Below are 19,646 nucleotides of genomic sequence, written 5' to 3' on the forward strand. Positions count from 1 at the left end.
ATGCGTCACGCCGGCTGCCGGGCGCTGGTCGCCTTCCGCGGACGCTTCGGGCGGCTTGCGCTTGCGGCCAGTGCACGAGAGCGGCGACGCACCACCGGATCGGCGGCAACAGGCTCGGCCTCGCGCTCGTAGCGCACGCCGGTGAAGAACAGGATCGCCGCGGATTCCGGACGTGTGGTCCGGGCTTCCGGCGGTTGCGTCCGCAGCCGGGACGCGAGGGAGATGACGACGGCCATGATGCGCCTCCATGCCTTGGCGCCTGAGATTGGGTCGCGGGAGATCGCTCTCCGGTTCACATCAGGACCGCACATGGTTAACGCGCTCTTAAAGCCTCGGGGATTACGCTCGCTTCAAGCCCAGAATCACAGTCGAGAAGCCCATGCCGTCGCGCATTTCCGCCGAAATCGCCCAGCTCGCCCGCCTGGCACGGGATGGCGGGCTCGATCTCAGCCAGGTGTCGCTGCGGGTGAAGGCCGATCTCCTGATGTCGACGCCGAGCCCCGCCCCGGACGACCTCGCTGCCTTCGGCGAGATGGCGGAGGCGCTGGTGCCCAGCGTCGACGAGGACACCGCGGTGATTCTCGCGCGCAAGATCGGCGGCTGGCGCCATGCGCCGGCCCGCGCCATCGCGGCGCTGCAGGCGCGCGGCGGAGCCGTGCTCGCCGCCCTGATCCAGCATGGACTGCGGCTGGGCGAGGCTGAGATGGAAGGCTTCGCCGGCTCTGCTGATGGGCGCCTGCCGGCGGCGCTGGCGGAGCGCGGCGACCTCACCGCGACGGCGGCGCTAATTCTGGTCGAGCGGGGCGAGCGGGCGCTCGACTTTGCCCTGATGGCCAACACGGCCATCGCCCTGCCCCGCGCGGCGCTCGACCTGCTGCTGGCGCGAGCCCGGCTTGATGCCGGCTATGCCCAGCCGCTGCTGGCGCGGCGCGACCTGTCGAGCGCCGAGATCGCGTCGCTGTTTCTCTTCGCCGGCCCCGAGCGGCGGCAGGCCATTCTCGATTCGCTGGCGGCGCTGGAGGCGCTCAGTCCCTCCGAACGCCGGCCGGCCGTATCCGGCGAGGCGCTGGCGGGCTGGCACGCCATGGCGGCGGACGACCGCGCGGGCGCCTTCGAGGCGCTGTCGCGCCATCTCGGCGGCGGCCCGGCGCTGACACGCGCGCTCGAGGCCGATGTCTCACGCGACCTGGCGGCTCTGGCGCTGACAGCTGCGGGGGCGAGCGTCGAGGACGCGACACGTTTCCTGATCCGTCTCGGTGACGAGGCGGCTCATTCGGTCGAGCGCATCTTCGCCGTGGTCGGGCTGATGCGGGCGGTGCGGCCTGCGATCGCACAGCGGCTGGTGGCCCAGATTGGCGGGGCGGCGTCGGCGCCCGCGACCCGCAAGGGCCAGCACCAGCCGGCAATGGACCCAAGCGGCACGCCTGTGCGTCACTCTCCGGCCCGGTCGGAGTCGGCCGGCAGCACGAGCGAGATTCTGCGCAAGATCGGCGCGAAGCGCGACGGCGCCTGACCCAAATCAGGTCTAAAGCTCAGGTCTCGACGAGGTCCAGGCGCGGGTCGCCGGCGCGGTTCTCGATCTCGACCAGCCAGAGATCGCTGTCGAAGCGCAGCTCGCGCGTCATGCGGTCCTCGATGCTCAAGGGGTCGCCGTCGAGCACGAGCTGGAAGCGGCGAACGCCGTCTTCCTCCGCCAGAGCCTGCGGCGCCGGGCCGTAGAGCGCCGCCGTGCGGTCGAGCCGGTCGAGCTTGACGAAGATGGCGCCGGCCTCGGCCGCGCCGCGGCGTCGCAGCACGGCAACCAGCCCGTCATGCGCTGCCTGGCGCAGATAGGCCGATACCCAGAAATCGCTGGTCAGGCGCGCCATGCTGCCTCGCGGGCCGGCTGCGACCGGCAGCTCAGTTCTCGGCGCCGCGACGCGGCTGGGCCGGGCGCGTCTGCGAGACGGGGCGGATTTCGGCCGGCGGGCGGATATCGGCGCCGTTGATGAGGTCGGCGATCGGATCGCGCGGAGCCGCGGGCGCCCGGGCCGCGGGTGCGGCGGGCGCGGATGCAGGAGCGCTGCGGGCGACATTGGTCACCGCTGCGGGCGGGCGCGGGGCGGCTTCCCGAGGCTGGGCCTCGCGGGCCGGCTGCACCAGCTCCGTCGGCCGCGCAGGCGGCATCGGCGTGCCGCCCGTCTGGGTCGGAGCGGCCTGCAGCGGCGCGGACGGGGTGGCCGGCGGCTCGCCGCGCACGGCCTGGCGGGCCGGAGCGGGAGCCGAGGGGGCCGAGATCATCGGTGCCGGGTGGCGGGCCTTCTGGAAGAACAGGGCGTTGGCCAGGATCGCGCCCGAGATCGCCATGAAGAGCAGCATGACGAGCGCGCGGCCGGGCTTGCGCAGCGCCAGCCGCCCGACGCGGCCGAGCCAGCCGGGCTTGCTGCGCGTCGCAGTGGCCGGCTTGGCCGGGCGCCGGACAGCGGGAGCGGACAGGGAAACGCCGGAATGGGCGCGGGCGGCGATCGTGGACATGCGCGGGCTCGTGGTTCAGGCGGTCAGGCGGAACGGCGTCTTGGATTCGAGGCCCCGGCGCGGGGCACGGGCGAAGGTAACGATGCGGGCCGGCTGCTCGGCATCGGCGACGCCCGCCACCGGCAGGCGCACGCAGACCCGCGTGCCGACGCCGGGCGCGCTCTCGATGGTAAGGCGGCCGCCATGCAGGCCGACGAGGCCGCGGACGACGGAGAGACCGAGGCCCGTGCCCTCATAGGCCCGGTCATAGGACCCCTTGGCCTGGAAGAAGGGGTCGCCCAGGCGGGGCAGGTCGGCGGCAGCGATGCCAATGCCGGTGTCCGACACGGACAGGTCGATCATCTCGCCGTCGCGCACGACCGCCAGCACGACCCGGCCACCGGGCGGCGTGAACTTGATCGCGTTGGAGAGCAGGTTGATCATCACCTGCTTGAGGGCGCGGCGGTCCCCCTGGACGAGCGGCAGATCGGGGCCCAGCACCCGCTCGAGATGGATCTCGCCGGCATCGGCCCGCAGATTCATCAGCGCGAGGCAGTCGCGCGCCATCTCGGAGAGGTCAAGCGGCTCCTGGTCGATCGTCATCGTGCCGCTCTCGATCTTGGAGATATCGAGCAGCGTGTTGACCACGTCGAGCAGGTGGTGGCCCGAGCTGTGGATGATGCGGGCATATTCCAGGCGCTTCCCGGCATCGAGCCAGGCATGCCCCTCGTCGCTCAGCATCTCCGAGAAGCCGATGATGGCGTTGAGCGGCGTGCGCAGCTCGTGGCTGACGGTGGCGAGGAAGCGGCCCTTGACGTCGCTGGCCTTGACGGCCTCGGCATGGCCCCTCGCCTGCTCTTCCTCGAGAGCGCGGCGCGCGGTGATATCGCGCATCACGCAGACGACGGCGGCGCTGTCGCCGGGGCCTGCGGTCTCGATGCGGTGGGCCTGCATCTCCAGCCAGAGCGAGACCGGGTGCTGCCGCTCGCTCTCGCCCTTGGGGACGAAGAGTGTGCGGAAGCAGGCCGTCGCCTCGCCGGCACCATGGGCGGCGTCGCTCAGCGCCTTCAGGAAGAGCGGCCGGTCGGCGACATGGACACGGTCCAGCAGGCCGCGCCCGTGCAGGTCGCGCGGATCGGCGCCGGCGAGCGTGCGGGCCGCCTGGTTGGCATAGACCACCGCGCCGCCGGCATCGTGCCAGGTGACGAGATCGCCGACATGGTCGAGCAGGAGCTGGGCCCGCTGGTCGGAGGCGCGATGCTCGCGCAACTCCTCGCGGCGGCGGTGGAGGAAGCCGATGGCAACGATCATCGCCTGGAGGATGGCGGCGATGACGAGCGTCGGCATCATGTCCTGCGACCAGCCGGCATGAGCGGCGAAGAGGCCCATCCCGTCCAGCAACATCACGCCCAGCAGCGTGATCGCGGCGATGATGCCGGCACGGGCCACATAGGGTCGGGCGCCGAAGAACATAGCCTCAGCGGGTACGGCGGCGAGCCAGAGCAGCAGCGGCGAGCCGGAGCCGCCGGTCATGCCGGCGAGCGCGCCGATGAAGAGGGACAGAGCGGCAGCCGAGATGCAGTGCGCGATGTCGAGACGGCCGCTGCGCGACAGGGTGACGACCGCCAGCAGCGGGAGGGCGGCGGCGACCACGACGGCGGCTTCCAGCGCACCGAGCGTGCCGCGCCAGGCGAGATAGGCAGGAGCGAGGCCGAGCGCGACGCCGCCGACGAGCAGGCGCGTCAGGATGAAGCGCTCATGGCGCATGCGCTCGAGCGAATGGGGCAGCACGGATGCGTGCACCATCGCCGCCACCTGTGTCCTGACCGCCTGCAGCTTCATGAACAACGCAACGCCCGACCTGCGCGGACCGTTCGCCCGCTTGACGTCAACTTCGCCGGAGCCGGTTTAAGCCGGGCTTAAAGACATAGGGCAGCAAGGCCCGACACGCGCCTCACACGACTGAAATTACGCTGTTCTGTCAGCGCCTTAGTCGTATGGTCCGGGTTCGCACGGTGACGCGGGCCATGTTACGAGCAAGGTGAACGGAAGCTGAAGATGATGCTCAGCCTTTGACGATGCGAGATCACGCGATTTTTCGAGATTGACGGCTAATGTGATGCTCAGAACGGGGCAGAACGCCCTTTTCGGAGCGGAGGCGGCGATGGCCTACATCCTGCGGAGCCTGGCGGTGATCGGCGTGATCGCGCTGAACTCGCCCGTCCATGGCGGGCGGTCCGAGGCGCCGCAAACGGCGACGACCGCGCGCAGCGCCCTACGAACGGTCGCGCAGGTCCCTCCGCACGAGACCGCCTCCAGCCTGACCGCCGCACGCGAGGCGGCGCAGATCATCGCCGGGCTCGATCCCGAGACACGCCAGCGGCTGCTCGAGATGGCGGCCGGCGCCGCCCGCGGCGCGATCACGGGACAGAGCGCCGCGACGCGCTGACGCGCGGGCCGCAGCGCGCTTGACGGCGGGGCGCGGGGCGCCGAAGACGCTGCGATGCCGGCAACCTCCCGGCCGGCACGGACGGATCATGAGCGCCAGCCTCGACGAGATCATCGCCAATTTCGACCTGCTCGACGAGTGGGACGACCGCTATCGCTATCTGATCGAGCTCGGCAAAAGTCTCGAACCGCTGCCGGAAGAGGCCCATAACGAGGCCAACAAGGTGCGCGGCTGCGCCAGCCAGGTCTGGCTCGAGGGCCGGGCCGAGGCCGGCCCCGGCCCGCAGACGCGGCTGACCTTCCGCGGCGACAGCGACGCCCATATCGTGCGCGGCCTCGTCGCCCTGGCGCTGGCGATCTATTCCGGCCGCAGCGCCGCCGACATCCTCGCGACCGACGCCTTCGAGACCTATGAGCGGCTCGGGCTAGCGGCGCATCTCACACCGCAGCGCTCCAACGGCGTGCGCTCGATGATCGAGCGCATCAAGGCCGACGCCCGCACGGCGGCCGGCGGCTGAGGGCGGCACCGCTCATTCCGCTCCCGCCATGGTCCGCGGGCGGGCACCCTCCGCCTGCCAGACCTGCAGCTCGCGGCTTCCGCGCGCCGGAGGGACGACGAGCCCGTAATGCTGGGCGAGCCCCGCTAGGGCCATGCGCAGCACGACCTTGGGCGGAGCGCGCCGGCCAGCCGCGCTCACGCTCGACGGCATCGAGCCCCTTCAGGAAGCCGCAAACGTCGATCGCGAGGCCGGAGAGTTCGGGGCCGAGCCTGTCGCAGGCTCGGGCGACGCGCTGGCGCGCGGCCAGCGCCGTGTCGGAGGCCTCTGCCGGGCCGCGGCTGCCGGCGCCGCGGCCGTCGGGCGCCGAGGCGGCATCCCAGTTCATCGTCGTGCGCGGCATCATCCGCGCCAGGGTGAGATCGGACCGGAAGCGCTCGCCCGCGGCGAACTCCTCGTCCGAGATCTGGGGCCGGCCATCCTTCCCCGGTCGACGGTGCAGCCAGAGCAGCGGACTCTCGCGCTCGTCGAGTTTGACCATCTGGGCGGTGCCATCGACGACGATGCGCGCCTCGGCCAGATGGCGCCCGGCGGCGGTCGCGGGCTTTGCCGCGACGAGGCGCCGCCCCCGGCCCTCGCCGCGCCAGAGGGCGGCGCCGCGCGCCAGCAGCGGCAGCACCGCCTCGGGCGAGACGAAGCCCGCGCCCAGCGTCGTGCCACCGCTGCGATAGAGCGCGATCCGCCCGCAGCCCAGCGGCGACGGGCAGGCAAAGGCGCCGGGCTCGGCCAGATGCCGCTCCAGCCGCGCGACCTCGGCTGCTGCAGTGCCACCTGCGGGGCTCATCGGCGCGACTCCGCCGGGATCAGCGCTTCCAAGGCCCGCATCAGCGCCAGCAGCGCGACCTCCAGCGCCGCGAGCGCGAATTCCTGCAGCGGATCGTCCCGCCGGTCCTCGATCACGGCGCAAGCATGGCGGACCGTGGTGCGGTCGCGCCCGAAGCAGCTGCCGACGCGGGTGAAGGTCAGCCCGAAGACGACATGGGCGAGATACATCGCCGTCTGCCGCGCCTGGGCGGCCGGCGCGCGCCCGCGGCGGGCGGCCCGCAGGGCCGTGGGCGGGATATGGCGGATGGCGGCCACGGCCGCTTCCGCAAGGCGCGCGCCCGCCGTCTCGCGCAAGGGATCGCTCCTGTCAAAGCCCGTCATGTTCATGATGTGTTCTGCCTCCGTCGCCCCGGAACGGGCCGACCGGGGATCATCACTGCATGAATAAATTCCTATATCAAGTCATCGTGACGACGGAGCCGCGTTATCCCCGCAGCCAACGAAAAAGGCCGCCGGCGAACCGGCGGCCTCTCGAAACTCCCGCGCCGCAGAAAGCGGCGGCGGCCACCGACAATCAGCGGCGCTTGCGGCGCTGCTGGCCCAGACCCATCTTCTTCGCGAGCTGCGAACGGGCCTCGGCATAGTTGGGGGCGACCATCGGATAGTCGGGCGGCAGGCCCCACTTCTCGCGATATTGCTCGGGCGACATGTTGTACTGCGTGCGCAGATGGCGCTTCAGCGACTTGAATTTCTTCCCGTCCTCCAGGCAGATCAGGTAATCGGCCGTGATCGACTTCTTCACCGGAATGGCCGGGCGGGGCGCCTCGGCCGGGACGACCGGCGCGGCGCCACCGACGACGCGGTTCAGAGCAGCGTGAACATCGCTGATCAGCGCAGGCAGATCGGAGGCGGGAACAGAGTTGTTCGAGACATAGGCAGAGACGATGTCCGCCGTCAGCTCGATGTAATCCGATCCGTCGTTGTCGGCCATGATGGCGTCACTCCCTGATACATAAGCTGCGTTGCTGCGATTGTGGAAGACATTGACCCATCAATGCCTTGTGCGATCCTGACCAAGAGCACCCGAACACTATCGACTCAGACGCGACTGCAGCGGATCGGTCGGGACCGTTTAATGGATGGGCAACGTCGCCGCAAGTGATCGGCCCCGCGCGAATACGATTTATCCTCTCCATTTATTGCCGCGCCGCACAGTTGAACATGGTATCGGCCGTCCGTGCGGAGCGGCATCTTGGCCCTGTGCCTTGATCTTGCCAGCCTGCGCCGGCCTCTCTACCTGTCGGTGCCGCCGGCCCGAGGAGATGTCGATGCGCCCACAGTCTGTTCCCGCCGCGAAGACCCCGCGTCGGCGCCCGCCCTCTCCGCCGCGCGCCGAGATCCGGACCAAGACCACGCAGGTCCATGGCGTCACGCTGCAGGATGATTACGACTGGCTGCGGGCGGCGAACTGGAAAGAGGTGCTGCGCGAGCCCGAGGCCCTGCCCGCCGACATCCGCAGCTATCTCGAGGCCGAGAACGCCTATGCCAAGGCGTTGATGGCGCCGACGCGGGTGCTGCAGCGCGAGCTCGTCAAGGAGATGCGCGGCCGGCTCAAGGAAGACGATTCCAGCGTCCCGCAACCGGATGGGCCGTTCCTCTACTATTCGCGCTATCGCCGGGGTGCCGAGCATCCGCTGATCTGCCGCAAGCCGCGGGGCGGCAAGGGGCGCGAGACGATCATGCTCGATGCCGATGCGCTGGCGGAGGGCAAGGATTTCTTCGACCTCGCCGACACCGCCCACAGCCCCGACCACCGGCTGCTGGCCTGGAGTGCCGACGAGGCGGGCTCGGAACTCCACACGATCCGCGTGCGCGATCTCGCGAGCGGCGAGGATCTTGCCGACGCCGTTCCCGACACTACCGGCGACATCGTCTGGGCGGCCGACAGCCGGTCGTTCTTCTATGTCGGCCTCGACGCCGACCACCGGCCGTCCCGGGTGCTACGCCACCGGCTGGGCGAGCCCGCCGAGCGGGACACGCTCCTCCATGACGAGGCGGATGCCGGCATGTTCGTCGACATCGACGAGACGCAGTCCGGCCGGTTCCTGCTGATCTCGATCAACGATCACGAAACCTCGGAGATCCGGCTGGTCGACCTGACCCAGGACGATGCGACGCCGGCGATCGTCGCGCCGCGCCTGCTCGGGCGGCAATACGACGTCGAGCACCATGGCGACGAGCTGCTGATCCACACCAATGCGGACGGCGCCGAGGACTTCAAGATCGTCACCGCGCCAGCGTCGGCGCCGGCTGCGGAGCATTGGCGGGATCTGATCGCGCATGTGCCGGGCCGGCTGATCCTCAGCCATCTCTGTCTCAAGGGCCGCCTGATCCGGCTCGAGCGCGAGAACGGGCTGCCGCGCATCGTCATCCGCGACCTCGCGAGCGGGGCCGAGAACAGCATAGCCTTCGACGAGGAGGCCTATGGGCTGGGGCTGGACGCAGGCTACGAGTTCGATACCGACACATTGCGTTTCATCTACGCCTCGATGGCCCGTCCGGCCGAGACCTATGACTACGACATGGGCAGCGGCGCGCGTGTCCTGCTGAAGCGCCAGGACATCCCCTCCGGTCACGATCCCGAGGCCTATCGGGTGCGCCGAATCTTCGCCAAGGCGCAGGATGGCGAGCTGGTGCCGATCTCGCTGCTGCACCGGGCGGATCTGGCGCCCGACGGCAGCGCGCCCTGCCTGCTTTACGGCTACGGCTCCTATGGTTCGGCGATGTCGGCCTCTTTCCGCACGCGCCCGCTCAGCCTCGTCGACCGGGGCTTCGTCTATGCCATCGCCCATGTCCGCGGCGGCACCGAGAAGGGCCGGCGCTGGTATCTCGACGGCAAGCGGGAGAAGAAGCGCAACACCTTCACCGATTTCATCGCTGCCGCCGAGGCCCTCGTGGAGGGCGGCTTCACCGCACGCGGACGCATCGTCGCGGAAGGTGGCAGCGCCGGCGGCATGCTGATGGGCGCGGTCGCCAACATGGCCCCTCACCTCTTCGCGGGCATCGTCGCAGAAGTGCCCTTCGTCGACGTGCTGAACACGATCCTCGACGACACCCTGCCGCTGACGCCGCCGGAATGGCCGGAATGGGGCGACCCGATCCGCGATGTCGCCGCCTTCGAGACGATCCGCAGCTACTCGCCCTATGACAACGTCACGGCCCAGGCCTATCCGCCGATCCTGGCGATGGCGGGCCTCACCGATCCGCGCGTAACCTATTGGGAGCCGGCGAAATGGGTGGCGCGCCTGCGTGCGACCATGACCGGCGGCGGGCCGGTGCTGCTGCACACCAACATGGATGCCGGCCATGCCGGCTCGGCCGGGCGCTTCGATTCGCTGAAGGAGACGGCTCTGGCCTATGCCTTCGCCATCCAGGCCGTCGGCGGCGGCTGGCCGGACGAGGCGGCTGCGCGGGAAGCCTGAAGCCGCAGGGCGCTCAGCTTCCCAGCCGGCTCTTCTCGCTGGCGAGATAGACCTTCAGCTCGTCCATCGAGGCGAAGCTGTAGTCGCCATCGGGCGTGCGGGCCTTGATCGAGCCGTCCGCATAAATGGTGAAATGCGCCTCGCCGACCTGATAGGCGCCTACGATGCCCTCATCGGAGGCTGCGGGAGCCGTTTCGACCGGCGAGGCGGCAGGCTCGTCGACCTGCCCATGCCGGTCCGTCTCATGCCGGTCCGTCTCGTGCCAGGCCGGAGCGGCATCGGCACCCGGCTCGGCTGAAGTGACCTCCTGCGTCTGCGGCGGCCAGGCCGGCACGGAGCGATCGTCGAGATCGAGAACCGGCCAGGGCAGGTCGGGAGCCAGCGTCGGCTCCATACGCCGCGGCGGCGGTACGATCTCGACCGCGTCGGCCCCCTCCGGCTCCGGCGCGCGCCGGCTCAATGCCGAATCCATCCAGCTCGCTGCAGCCGCCAGATCTTCAGGCTCCGCCGTGCTCCGGATCGGGCCGTCGAAGCGAGGCTCGACGCGCCCGCCGACGGGGCCGAGGCCGAGCCCGGCAAGGCTTTCGCGCAGGCGGCCGAACTCATCGTCCTCGGCGACGGCGGCCGGGGCCTCCGGCGTGAGCGGGTCGTCGATGTCGGAGGCCAGTGGCGCCGCGGGTTCCGCCGTGTCGGGCTCCGGCGCGGTGGCATCGGCCCACGGATCGGCGGAATCCTCCTGCGACTCGGACGCAGGCGGGAGCGTGTCATCGGCCGGCAGCGACAGTGAGGGCGCATCCACCTCGAAGGAGGTGGGGAGCAGCACGGGCTCGGGATCGACGGGGCGGAACGGGTCGAAGACCGGCAGGTCCTCGGCCTCGATCGGGTCCGATGCCATCTCAGCCGGTTCGGCCTCCGTCTTCGCGGCAGCCGAGGGCGCCTCGGTGGCGTCAGCCTCGCTCTCGGCCGGCTGGGCAGCCGGCGTCCCAAGGACGCTGGCGAGATGCGCGCCGAAGAGATCCGGCTCGTCGGCCTTCGTTGCGGGCTCTGGCTCCGCCTTGTCCGCTCCCGCCACCGCGGCGCCGACCAGACCCGCGCCCGCGAGCGCACCGGCGACGGCTGCCGCCGCGGATGGGCCGGCAGCGCCGGAGACCGGCTCAGCGGAAGACGGCACCGAGAGTGAAGGCGATGAGGACGGACCCGGCTCGCGGGCCGCCACGCCTGCGGCGCCGGCCAGAGACAGCGCCATCGTCGTGCCTGAGAGCTTGTTCTCCAGCGAGCGCAGCTTCGCCAGCACCTGCGCGAGCGCCAGCATGATCACGCCGGCGACCGCCACCACCGTGCCGATGATGACCTGCGTGAAGCCGCGCTCGAGCACAATATAGGGCAAGCCGTCGATGATCGCCGCCGCGCCGCCGCCGAGAAAAACGAGGCCGAGCAGGATGAAGAGAATGATCAACGGCGTGTCCTCGGCAATGAGCGGGAAGGCAAATCAGGCAATCCGCCGGGCCGCCTGGAGTGGCCCGTCTGCCCCGCCATCATCTAACGTATTGAATAAGAGAGAGTTTCAATTTCCGCTCCCGACAGAAGCGAGGATTCGGGCGGGAGTGAGGCGCTTTCCGGCGCAATGCGCCGCTGCAATGTGGCGCCAGCGGTTGCCGGGGAGCCGACGGAGGCTTAACTAACGAAGCGGATGGCGGGCGCCCCCGAGGGGCTCCAACCGGCCCGTGCCGCCCTGCGGCAAGCCATTCTCAGTTCACGCGATTTGCCAGCCCAAGGAGAGGCGCCGATGACCTTCACCCTTCCCGATCTGCCCTACGCCCATGACGCGCTGCAGCCCTTCATGTCGAAGGAAACGCTCGAGTTCCATCACGACAAGCACCACCTCGCCTATGTCACCAACGGCAACAACGCGATCAAGGGCACGGAATTCGAGGGCAAGTCGCTCGAGGAGATCGTCAAGGCCTCGCATGGCAAGAACGCCGCCGTGTTCAACAATGCCGGCCAGCACTACAACCACCTCCACTTCTGGAAGTGGATGAAGCCGAATGGCGGCGGCAAGATCCCCGGCGCGCTGGAGAAGGCGATCGTCGATTCCTTCGGCTCGGTCGAGAAGATGAAGGAAGACTTCGTCGCCGCCGGCGTCGGCCAGTTCGGTTCGGGCTGGGCCTGGCTCGAGGTCAAGGGCGGCAAGATCGCCGTCTCCAAGACCCCCAATGGCGAGAGCCCGCTGGTCACCGGCGCGAGCCCGATCCTCGGCTGCGACGTCTGGGAGCATTCCTACTACATCGACTACCGCAACCGCCGTCCCGACTATCTCAAGGCCTTCCTCGAGAGCCTGGTGAACTGGGAGTACGTCGCGGAGATGTACGACGCCGCCGCCAAGGCCTGAGCCTTCGACGGACCAACAGAAACGGGGCCTCGCGGCCCCGTTTTTTTGTGTCGGCAGACAGGGTCGGAAACACTCGGCGCGGTCAGGCCGCCACGCTCTGCAGGAACTGGTCGACCGTGCTGCGCAGCCGCAGCGCCTGCGCCGCGACCTCGCCGGCCGCGCCGCGCACCTCCTCGGCCGAGCGGCCGGTCTCCTCGACCGAGTCGGCGAGGACGCTGAGATCGCTCGACACCGACAGCGCCGACGAACTCGCCATCGCGACGCCCGACGCGATCTCGCCGGTGGCGATGGCCTGCTGCTCGATCGAGACCGCGACCGAGTTGGCGAAGTTCTCGATCGCGTTCATGCGCTCGGCAATGTTCTGGATCGAGCCCACCACCTGGCCGGTCGCGCCCTGGATGGCGCCGACCTGCGCCACGATCCTGTCGGTCGCGTCGGCCGTCTGCGAGGCCAGGCTCTTCACCTCGGAGGCGACGACCGCAAAGCCGCGTCCGGCCTCGCCGGCGCGGGCGGCCTCGATGGTGGCGTTCAGCGCCAAAAGATTGGTCTGGGCGGCGATGTCGCGGATCAGGTTGACGACCTCGCCGATGGCGCGGGCGGTCTCGTCGAGCGCGCGCACGGAGCCCGCCGTGTCGCGGGAAATCGACGCCGCCTCTACGATCTCGGTGCGCACGCGCCGGACCTGGAACTCGACCTCGCGGATCGCGGCGCCCATCTGCTCGGCGGCCTGCGCGGCGCTCTCGACATTGCCCGAGGCGCCGTGGGCGTTCTGTGCGGCGCGGGCGGCGCGGCCGGAGGATTCGGCTGCGACCCGGGCGAGGCCGTTGGAGGCTTCGCTCATCCGGTCCGCATTGCTCTTGAAGGCTTCGAGCGCGACGCCGACCTCGGCGCGGAAGACGCCGATCGCCGCATCCACGCTCTGCTGGTGCAGGCGACGCTCCGTTTCGTTGACATGCTGCTTCTCCTGCAGCGCGGCGCGCTCCGCCAGGCGCAACTTGAGCACGCCGAGCGCATGGGCGATGGCGCCGATCTCATCCTGCCGCGCCATCGCATCGATCGGGGTATCGAGCTGGCCGTCGGACATGCTGACGATCGCCCGAGTCATGCTCTTGAGCGGCTTCATCGTGCGCGAGAGCGAGAACCAGAGCAGCGGGCCGAGCACCAGCAGGATCAGCACGCCGAAGCCAATGGTCGCGACCTCCTCGAATTTCGCACGGGCGAGCAGGCGCGACTTGTCGAAGCGCATGGCGATATAGCCGATCTGCTTGCGGTGGCCACCGACGCGCACGACGTGCAGCCAGGTGACGAAGCGATCTTCCTCGATCTCGGCCGTGTCGGTGTCCTTCAGAATCTCCCAGGGCTCGCGCTTGAGCAGCGTGGTCAGGCTGCGCGGCGTCAGGGCCAGCCGCGCCTCCTCGTTGCGGCCGGCGCTGGCGAGCGAGGAGAGGTCGTCGGCGACGATGCCCGCCTCGAAATCCGGGTCACGCCGCAGCGAGTCGAGGATCTGGGTCAGGGTGATGGTATCGCGCGCCAGGATCAGCGAGGGCGAGGCGTTGACGACCATGAGCACGAGCGACTTCATCTTCTGCTCGAGATCGTCACGCGTTTTGGTGTCGTTGTAGCGGGCGGCGGCGACGACCACGAGCATGATGGCGACGGCGACGATGGCAACCGCCGCGGCGGCGATCTGACTGCTGAGCGAGCGCCCCCAGCGTCGGGCCGTGGCAGGTGTCTGCGCGGCGGTATCGGTAGTCCCCGCACGCTTGAAAGACATCATGGCCGGCACAGTCCCCGCATTCGTCTCGACACGCGGCGCGAGCCACGGAGACACTCCGACCGGAGTCTAGCCGCGGCTTGGTAAAGAATGGCTTGCGCGGCCGCTCAGGCGAGGTCGGCGAAGCGCATCATCGCCAGCCCTTCGGGTACGTATTCCATCAACGCCGCATGCTCGACCGGCCGCGTCGCCACGACGGGATCAAGCCGCGCCAGCTCGTCGTCGACGAAGCCCGGATGGCACATGACGAGATGGGCGGCGCCGGGCCGCAGCAGGAAGCGTTGCAGATCGGCTGCGAAGTCGCGCGCGGCGTCGAAGGGCGCGACGCCCGCAAAGCCCCGGTTGACCGGGAAGCCGCGGCGCAGCGCGGCCCGCCGGAAACCCAGTGCCAGCGCCGAGATCGTCAGGGCCTTGCCGACGGCGACGCCGCGCTCGCGGATGGCGACCGGAGAGTCGTGCGGATCGCGCAGATAGAGGCTGCCTTGCGGATAGCGATGCGACAGAGCGTCGAGCAGGGCCCGGCGGACGCCCGGCAGCACATGGACATGCTGGTGCCCGTCAATGAAGGCAGGCGGGCGGCCCATCCCGTCCTCGAAGGCGTCGAGCTGCCGGGCGATCTCGGCGGCGATTTCCCGCCGGACCGCCGGCGAGGTCAGGGCGGCGCGCGCCAGTTCGGGCAAGGTCGGGAATTCGCCGCCCGGCGCCAGCCGCGGCAGCGCACCCAGCGGGGCGGCACAGGTCAGGTTCAGGTGCAGGCCGAGATCAGCCTTCTCGCCGAGCGCCCCGAACGCCCCCGCAAAGCCGCGCCAGTGCGGGCGGTTGGTCATCGCACCCGCCGCGGAGAGCTTGCCCGCCTCGATCAGCGCGAGGATGGAGCGGCTGACCCCGTCCGTCAGGGCGAAATCGTCGGCGCATAAAACAAATCCGCTCGCCATGCCGGTTTGTTGTCCTCTGTTCAGGCGCCTTGCGCTAAGAGCGCGGCGAAGCTTTACGGTTCCGTGCGGGCCGCGTCACCCGGCGCCTTCCGGTTTCCGCCGGACGGCGCCCGCGGCGTGGTCGAGAGGTCGATCCCGTGTCAGAGACGCAGCCCCTGTCCGCCTCGCCGCCGACGCGCGGTCATTCCAGCCGCCCCGAATTGTCGGTCGTCGTGCCCGTCTACAACGAGGCGGAGAGCCTGCCGCTGCTGCTGGAGCGGCTGAAGCAGGTGCTCGACGGCGCGGTGACCTCCTGGGAGCTGGTCTGCGTGGACGATGGCAGTCGGGACGGCACGCTGGCGGTTCTGCGCCTGTTGGCGGCGCAGGACCGCCGCGTCAGCGCGGTCTCGTTCAGCCGTAATTTCGGCAAGGAGATCGCCATCGCCGCGGGGCTCGACCATGCCTCGGGCGATGCGGTGGTGATCATGGATGCCGATCTGCAGCATCCGCCCGAGACGATCCTGCTCTTCCTGGACAAGTGGCGCGAGGGCTACCTCAACATCTACGGTCAGCGTTCGGACCGCGACGGCGAGACCCCGCTGAAACGCAATTTCGCCAAGGCCTTCTACCGGCTCTTCGCCCGTTTCGGCGAAACCGAGCTGCCGGAAGGCGCCGGCGATTTCCGCCTGCTCGACCGCAAGGTCGTCGATGCGCTGAGGGCCCTGCCGGAGCGGGCGCGCTTCTCGAAAGGGCTCTATGCCTGGGTCGGCTTCCGCTCGACGGGCGTGACTTTCGACGTCGCCGAGCGCGAGCATGGCGTTTCGAAATTCCGCTATCGCACGCTGTTCTCCTTCGCCTTCGACGGGCTGTCCTCCTTCTCGACCGTGCCGCTCAAGATCGCGACCTGGGCGGGCGTCGTGATCGCGCTGATGGCGGCACTGACGGCACTGTTCTTCCTGCTGCGCACGCTGTTCTTCGGCACCGACCTGCCCGGCTTCCCGTCGCTGATCGTCTCCATCATGTTCTTTTCGGGTATCCAGCTCGTCTCGCTGGGGATGATCGGCGAATATGTCGGGCGCATCTTCGCCGAGGTGAAGCGCCGGCCGCTCTACTTGATCGGCGAGCGCGTCGGCTTCGACGCCCGCACCGTCGATCACCCCCGCGGCGACGCGCTGCCGCCGCTGATCCGGTAGACGCTGGCGCTTCGATCTGGGATGTAGGCGACCTGTATGAGCCCTCTCGATCAGGGCGCACCGTCATCCCGGACAAGTCGCGAAAGCGACGCCGCTCCGGGATCCATCATAGAGCGGTGTCGGCGCCCTAGGATGGATTCCGGGCCTGCGCTTCGCTCCGCCCGGAATGACGGCGTTCTGGTCCCGACCGAAGATTGCCGACGATCCGATGCTTCGCAAAATCCTCTCCGTCGGCGGCTTCACCCTCCTGTCGCGGCTTTCCGGCTTCGTGCGCGACATCGTGCTGGCCGCCGTGCTCGGCGCGGGCGCGATGATGGATGCGTTTTCGGTGGCGCTGCGGCTGCCTAACCATTTCCGCGCGATCTTCGGCGAGGGTGCGGTCAACCAGGCCTATATCCCGGCCTATGCGCGCATTCGCCAGCAGGGTGGCGAGGCGGCGGCCGCGCTCTTCTCCAACCGCGTCTTCAGCCTCAACCTGATCGTCCAGCTCGTGCTGGTGGCGATCGCCCTGCCCTTCATGCCGGAGATCGTGCGGCTGCTGGCGCCGGGCTTCGCGAATGATCCGCAGCGCTTCGATCTCGCGGTTTCGCTGACGCGGATCACCTTTCCCTATCTGCTCTTCATCACGCTGGTGACGCTGCTCTCGGCCAATCTCAATGCGGTCGACCGCTACGCCGCCGCCGCCGCAGCCCCGGTGCTGATGAATTTGTGCCTTATCGCGGCGCTCGCGGTCGCCTTTTTGTTTCCCAGCGCCGCCTATGCCGCCGCCTGGGGCATGGCGGTGGCCGGCGTGCTCGAATGGCTGCTGCTTGCCTTCGCCGCACGCCGCGCCGGTGTCGCCGCGGCCCTGACCCGGCCGCGGCTGGACGCCGATGTGAAGAGCTTCTTCAAGGCCTTCGGACCGGCGGTGATCGGCTCGGCCGGCGTGCAGATTGCGCTCTTCGCCGACACGATCATCGCCTCGCTGCTGCCGGCGGGCGCCTATGCCGCGCTGTATTATGCCGAACGGCTTTACCAGCTCCCGATCGGCGTGATCGCGATCGGCGTCGGCACGGTGCTGCTGCCGACGATGAGCCGCCTGATCGCGGCCGGCGATGAGGCGGGCTCGAACCGGGCGCAGAACCGGGCGATCGCGCTGACGGTCGTGGCGGCGGCGCCCTTCGCGGCGGCCTTCCTCGCAATTCCCGAACTCATCGTCTCGGCCCTGTTCGAGCGCGGACGCTTCGACGCCGCCGCGAGCCAGGCGGCGGGCGCGGTGCTACTGGCCTATGCGGTGGGGTTGCCGGCGATCGTGCTGATCCGCACCCAGGTCTCGACCTTCCAGGCGCGCGGCGACACGACGACGCCGATGTTCGTCTCGCTCGCCGCCATCGGCGCCAATGTCGCGCTCAAGCTCTTGTTGTGGCGCGATTTCGGCGCGGCCGGGCTGGCGCTGGCCACGGCGGCCGGCGCCTGGATTAATGTCGCGACCCTGTTCGTGCTCGGCATCCGGCGCGGCTGGGCGAAGCCGGATCCGCGGCTGGGGGTGCTGGTCTCGGTCACGCTCGCAGCGGCACTTGTCGCCGGCGTAGCGGCCCGCTTCGCGGCGCCCGCCCTGCTCGCGGCGACGGCCGGCTTGCCGCACGAACCCCGGCTCGTCGCGGTGGCGGCCGTGAGCGTGCTAGCCGCCCTGCTCTACGCGGTCGTGCTCGCCGTCGGGCTCAAGGCTACAGGGACGGTCCGGCTGCTGCGGTAGCCGGCAACGGGCTGCGGCTTCAGCCCAGAAAGCTCCGCGCCCGCTCGCCCAGCAGCGTCGCCGCCTCGTCGACCATGCGCGTCACGATCTCGCCGGCGCCCGGAACATCGGCGACCAGACCCACCGCCTCGCCGACGATGACGGCTGCGTTGTCGGGATCGCCGGCCGCGAAGGCGTCACGATAGGCCGGTGCTTCCTGCTCGATCGCTGCCTTCAGCGCCTCGTCGCGGCCGGCCCAGCGTGTGGTGAAGGCATTGGCGGCAACGCGGATGTCGAAGGGTTTCGGCCAGTCGAGCCGGCGGGCGATGTCGGGCAGCGAGGTGCGAACCGTGCCGTCGCCGGTCGCGGCCAGCGCGGCCTCCTGCTGCCTTGCATGGACCAGCGCCTCGCGGCTCGCCCAGAAGCGGGTGCCGACCAGCACGCCGTCGGCGCCCAGCATCAGCGATGCCGCCAAGCCGCGCCCATCGGCGATGCCGCCCGCCGCCAGCAGCAGCGTGTCGGGGCTCTGGCGCGCCAGCAGATCGGCAACCTCCGGCACGAAGGGAAAGGTCGCACGGCGGTGGCCGTGGCCGCCTGCCTCGCCGCCCTGCGCGACGATGATCGCCGCTCCGGCATCGAGAGCCTGGCGGACATGGTCGAGCGACTGGCACTGGCAGATCAGCGGGACCTCCGCCGCCGCGATCTCGGCCGCAAAGGGTGCGGGATCGCCGAAGGAGAGCATCAGCGCGGCGGGGCGATGCGCCAGCGCCTGCGCCAGCAGATGCGGCTGCTTGGCCAGCGACCAGGTGATGAAACCGCAGCCGGTGCGGATGTTGCCGGCCTGGGCGAACTCCCGCTCGAGCCAGTCCCCGTCGCCATAGCCCGCCGCCGATCAGGCCCAGCCCCCCGGCGCGGGTGACGGCGGCGGCGAGCGCGCCGCCCGCCGCCAGCGCCATTGGGGCCGAGAGGACGGGGTGCTCGATGCCCAGTTGCCGCGTCAGCCTGGTGACGAGGCGCGCCATGCTCAGGCAGACTTGCTGCTGGCGAAGTCCATGTAGAGCTCGCGGGCCTTGCGATAGAGCGGGCCTGGCTGGAGCTGGCGGTTGTCAATACGGCCGACCGGCACGACCTTCGAGTAGTTGCCCGAGGAGAAAATCTCGTCGGCCTGCTCGAAATCGCTGTAGCGCAGGCTGGTCTCCTCGACCGTGACGCCGTCCTGCCGCAGCAGGCCGATGACGCGCTGGCGGGTGATGCCATTCAGGAAGGTGCCGTTGGGGATCGGCGTCTTCACCACGCCGTCCTTGGCAAGGAAGATGTTGGAGGTCGCGGTCTCCGCGACGTTGCCGAGCATGTCCAGAACCAGCGCATTGTCGAAGCCGGCGGCCTTGGCGGCGCGCAGCGTGCGGGCATTGTTTGGATAGAGGCAGCCGGCCTTGGCGTCGGTCGGGGCGGTCTCGATCGTCGGCCGGCGGAACGTCCCTTGCGTCACCGAGAGACCGTTGGGCGGCAGGCCCATCGGCGCCTCGAACAGACACAGGCAGAAGCGCGTCGACTCCTCGTCGGGGATGATCGTCGAGACGCCGTCGGCCTCGGCCCAGTACATCGGCTTGATGTAGAGGGCGACGTCGCCCTTGAACTTCTTGATGCCCTCATGCGCCTTGGCGATGATCGTCTCGGCAGTTTCCGTCGGCTTAAGGCCGAGCGCGGTCGCGGAGCGGTTCACGCGGGCGGCGTGGAGCGCGAGATCAGGCGCCAGGCCGTCGAACCAGCGGGCGCCGTCGAAGACCGAGGAGCCCTGCCAGGTCGCATGGCTGCGTGGCCCCATGATCGGCGGGTTGCCCTCGTGCCACTCTCCCTCGAACCAGGTCCAAGTCTGCGAATACCAGGCCATCAGGCGCTCCTGCTGTAGCAATCGAC

At 69.8% G+C, this 19,646-nt stretch carries 19 protein-coding genes; 7 read left to right on the forward strand and 12 right to left on the reverse strand.

What is annotated here, in order from left to right; translation table 11 throughout:
- Positions 1-5 precede the first annotated feature (5 nt).
- A complete protein-coding gene (locus tag ABIE41_RS22420; RefSeq protein ID WP_192642947.1) occupies positions 6-236 on the reverse strand; it encodes a hypothetical protein in 231 nt (76 codons plus the stop codon).
- 143 nt (positions 237-379) lie between these two features.
- Between ABIE41_RS22420 and ABIE41_RS22425 the strand changes: the two genes are divergently transcribed.
- Positions 380-1,513, forward strand: a complete 1,134-nt coding sequence (locus ABIE41_RS22425; RefSeq protein ID WP_192642425.1) for a DUF2336 domain-containing protein — start codon at positions 380-382, stop codon at positions 1,511-1,513.
- Between the two features lie 19 nt (positions 1,514-1,532).
- Here the strand turns inward: ABIE41_RS22425 and ABIE41_RS22430 are convergent, their stop codons facing one another.
- The 3 genes from ABIE41_RS22430 to ABIE41_RS22440 are packed head-to-tail and all read right to left on the reverse strand — an operon-like array spanning position 1,533 to position 4,299.
- Positions 1,533-1,868, reverse strand: coding sequence for a DUF1491 family protein (locus tag ABIE41_RS22430; protein ID WP_192642426.1), 336 nt, complete (start codon positions 1,866-1,868; stop codon positions 1,533-1,535).
- 31 nt (positions 1,869-1,899) lie between these two features.
- Positions 1,900-2,514 (reverse strand): hypothetical protein, encoded by a 615-nt coding sequence (locus tag ABIE41_RS22435; RefSeq protein ID WP_192642427.1) that lies wholly within the window; start codon positions 2,512-2,514, stop codon positions 1,900-1,902.
- A gap of 15 nt (positions 2,515-2,529) precedes the next feature.
- Positions 2,530-4,299, reverse strand: a complete 1,770-nt coding sequence (locus ABIE41_RS22440) for a sensor histidine kinase (protein ID WP_192642428.1) — start codon at positions 4,297-4,299, stop codon at positions 2,530-2,532.
- 358 nt (positions 4,300-4,657) lie between these two features.
- Here ABIE41_RS22440 and ABIE41_RS22445 point away from each other — a divergent pair, with 358 nt between their 5' ends.
- The gene (locus tag ABIE41_RS22445; RefSeq protein ID WP_192642429.1) at positions 4,658-4,942 is read left to right on the forward strand and encodes a hypothetical protein; all 285 of its coding nucleotides are present in this window, start codon (positions 4,658-4,660) and stop codon (positions 4,940-4,942) included.
- A gap of 88 nt (positions 4,943-5,030) precedes the next feature.
- Complete coding sequence (locus tag ABIE41_RS22450) at positions 5,031-5,459, forward strand: SufE family protein (RefSeq protein ID WP_192642430.1); 429 nt, start codon at positions 5,031-5,033, stop codon at positions 5,457-5,459.
- On the opposite strand, the gene ABIE41_RS22455 is transcribed toward ABIE41_RS22450, so the two are convergent.
- From ABIE41_RS22455 to ABIE41_RS22465, 3 genes are all read right to left on the reverse strand, one after another.
- Positions 5,425-6,282: a DUF6456 domain-containing protein gene (locus ABIE41_RS22455; protein WP_354193145.1), complete on the reverse strand. Its 858-nt coding sequence runs from the start codon at positions 6,280-6,282 to the stop codon at positions 5,425-5,427. The genes ABIE41_RS22450 and ABIE41_RS22455 overlap by 35 nt on opposite strands.
- Positions 6,279-6,617 (reverse strand): helix-turn-helix domain-containing protein, encoded by a 339-nt coding sequence (locus ABIE41_RS22460; protein WP_354193147.1) that lies wholly within the window; start codon positions 6,615-6,617, stop codon positions 6,279-6,281. The genes ABIE41_RS22455 and ABIE41_RS22460 overlap by 4 nt, the downstream gene beginning before the upstream one ends.
- 220 nt (positions 6,618-6,837) lie before the next feature.
- Positions 6,838-7,254, reverse strand: coding sequence for a Ros/MucR family transcriptional regulator (locus tag ABIE41_RS22465; protein ID WP_192642433.1), 417 nt, complete (start codon positions 7,252-7,254; stop codon positions 6,838-6,840).
- 337 nt (positions 7,255-7,591) lie between these two features.
- On the opposite strand from ABIE41_RS22465, the gene ABIE41_RS22470 reads away from it, so the two are divergent.
- Positions 7,592-9,745 (forward strand): S9 family peptidase, encoded by a 2,154-nt coding sequence (locus tag ABIE41_RS22470; protein ID WP_354193149.1) that lies wholly within the window; start codon positions 7,592-7,594, stop codon positions 9,743-9,745.
- Positions 9,746-9,758: 13 nt separating this feature from the next.
- On the opposite strand, the gene ABIE41_RS22475 is transcribed toward ABIE41_RS22470, so the two are convergent.
- Entirely contained in the window at positions 9,759-11,201 is a 1,443-nt protein-coding gene (locus tag ABIE41_RS22475; protein ID WP_192642435.1) for a hypothetical protein, read from the reverse strand.
- 330 nt (positions 11,202-11,531) lie between these two features.
- On the opposite strand from ABIE41_RS22475, the gene ABIE41_RS22480 reads away from it, so the two are divergent.
- Positions 11,532-12,134 carry a superoxide dismutase gene (locus ABIE41_RS22480; protein ID WP_192642436.1) on the forward strand — a complete coding sequence of 201 codons (603 nt, stop codon included), beginning with the start codon at positions 11,532-11,534 and terminating at the stop codon, positions 12,132-12,134.
- 82 nt (positions 12,135-12,216) lie between these two features.
- On the opposite strand, the gene ABIE41_RS22485 is transcribed toward ABIE41_RS22480, so the two are convergent.
- Positions 12,217-13,911, reverse strand: coding sequence for a methyl-accepting chemotaxis protein (locus ABIE41_RS22485; protein ID WP_192642437.1), 1,695 nt, complete (start codon positions 13,909-13,911; stop codon positions 12,217-12,219).
- 104 nt (positions 13,912-14,015) lie between these two features.
- Positions 14,016-14,843 (reverse strand): ChbG/HpnK family deacetylase, encoded by an 828-nt coding sequence (locus ABIE41_RS22490; protein ID WP_192642438.1) that lies wholly within the window; start codon positions 14,841-14,843, stop codon positions 14,016-14,018.
- A 137-nt stretch (positions 14,844-14,980) separates the two neighbouring features.
- On the opposite strand from ABIE41_RS22490, the gene ABIE41_RS22495 reads away from it, so the two are divergent.
- Together ABIE41_RS22495 and murJ are read left to right on the forward strand one after the other, a co-directional pair.
- Entirely contained in the window at positions 14,981-16,015 is a 1,035-nt protein-coding gene (locus ABIE41_RS22495) for a glycosyltransferase family 2 protein (protein WP_354193153.1), read from the forward strand.
- Between the two features lie 208 nt (positions 16,016-16,223).
- Positions 16,224-17,750 carry a murein biosynthesis integral membrane protein MurJ gene (gene murJ, locus ABIE41_RS22500; protein ID WP_192642439.1) on the forward strand — a complete coding sequence of 509 codons (1,527 nt, stop codon included), beginning with the start codon at positions 16,224-16,226 and terminating at the stop codon, positions 17,748-17,750.
- Between the two features lie 19 nt (positions 17,751-17,769).
- Here the strand turns inward: murJ and ABIE41_RS22505 are convergent, their stop codons facing one another.
- Both ABIE41_RS22505 and ABIE41_RS22510 read right to left on the reverse strand, forming a co-directional pair.
- Entirely contained in the window at positions 17,770-18,471 is a 702-nt protein-coding gene (locus ABIE41_RS22505) for an NAD(P)H-dependent flavin oxidoreductase (protein ID WP_354193155.1), read from the reverse strand.
- Positions 18,472-18,753: 282 nt separating this feature from the next.
- Positions 18,754-19,620 (reverse strand): branched-chain amino acid aminotransferase, encoded by an 867-nt coding sequence (locus tag ABIE41_RS22510; RefSeq protein ID WP_192642441.1) that lies wholly within the window; start codon positions 19,618-19,620, stop codon positions 18,754-18,756.
- Positions 19,621-19,646 lie beyond the last annotated feature (26 nt).

The organism is Bosea sp. OAE506 (assembly GCF_040546595.1).
In the GTDB taxonomy this organism is placed as follows: Bacteria; Pseudomonadota; Alphaproteobacteria; order Rhizobiales; family Beijerinckiaceae; genus Allobosea.

Coding starts and splice junctions, on each gene's coding strand:
- ABIE41_RS22420 (WP_192642947.1), bottom strand. CDS start 236: ATGGCCGTCGTCATCTCCCTCGCGTCCCGGCTGCGGACGCAACCGCCG.
- ABIE41_RS22425 (WP_192642425.1), top strand. CDS start 380: ATGCCGTCGCGCATTTCCGCCGAAATCGCCCAGCTCGCCCGCCTGGCA.
- ABIE41_RS22430 (WP_192642426.1), bottom strand. CDS start 1,868: ATGGCGCGCCTGACCAGCGATTTCTGGGTATCGGCCTATCTGCGCCAG.
- ABIE41_RS22435 (WP_192642427.1), bottom strand. CDS start 2,514: ATGTCCACGATCGCCGCCCGCGCCCATTCCGGCGTTTCCCTGTCCGCT.
- ABIE41_RS22440 (WP_192642428.1), bottom strand. CDS start 4,299: ATGGTGCACGCATCCGTGCTGCCCCATTCGCTCGAGCGCATGCGCCAT.
- ABIE41_RS22445 (WP_192642429.1), top strand. CDS start 4,658: ATGGCCTACATCCTGCGGAGCCTGGCGGTGATCGGCGTGATCGCGCTG.
- ABIE41_RS22450 (WP_192642430.1), top strand. CDS start 5,031: ATGAGCGCCAGCCTCGACGAGATCATCGCCAATTTCGACCTGCTCGAC.
- ABIE41_RS22455 (WP_354193145.1), bottom strand. CDS start 6,282: ATGAGCCCCGCAGGTGGCACTGCAGCAGCCGAGGTCGCGCGGCTGGAG.
- ABIE41_RS22465 (WP_192642433.1), bottom strand. CDS start 7,254: ATGGCCGACAACGACGGATCGGATTACATCGAGCTGACGGCGGACATC.
- ABIE41_RS22470 (WP_354193149.1), top strand. CDS start 7,592: ATGCGCCCACAGTCTGTTCCCGCCGCGAAGACCCCGCGTCGGCGCCCG.
- ABIE41_RS22480 (WP_192642436.1), top strand. CDS start 11,532: ATGACCTTCACCCTTCCCGATCTGCCCTACGCCCATGACGCGCTGCAG.
- ABIE41_RS22485 (WP_192642437.1), bottom strand. CDS start 13,911: ATGATGTCTTTCAAGCGTGCGGGGACTACCGATACCGCCGCGCAGACA.
- ABIE41_RS22490 (WP_192642438.1), bottom strand. CDS start 14,843: ATGGCGAGCGGATTTGTTTTATGCGCCGACGATTTCGCCCTGACGGAC.
- murJ (WP_192642439.1), top strand. CDS start 16,224: ATGCTTCGCAAAATCCTCTCCGTCGGCGGCTTCACCCTCCTGTCGCGG.
- ABIE41_RS22505 (WP_354193155.1), bottom strand. CDS start 18,471: ATGCTCTCCTTCGGCGATCCCGCACCCTTTGCGGCCGAGATCGCGGCG.
- ABIE41_RS22510 (WP_192642441.1), bottom strand. CDS start 19,620: ATGGCCTGGTATTCGCAGACTTGGACCTGGTTCGAGGGAGAGTGGCAC.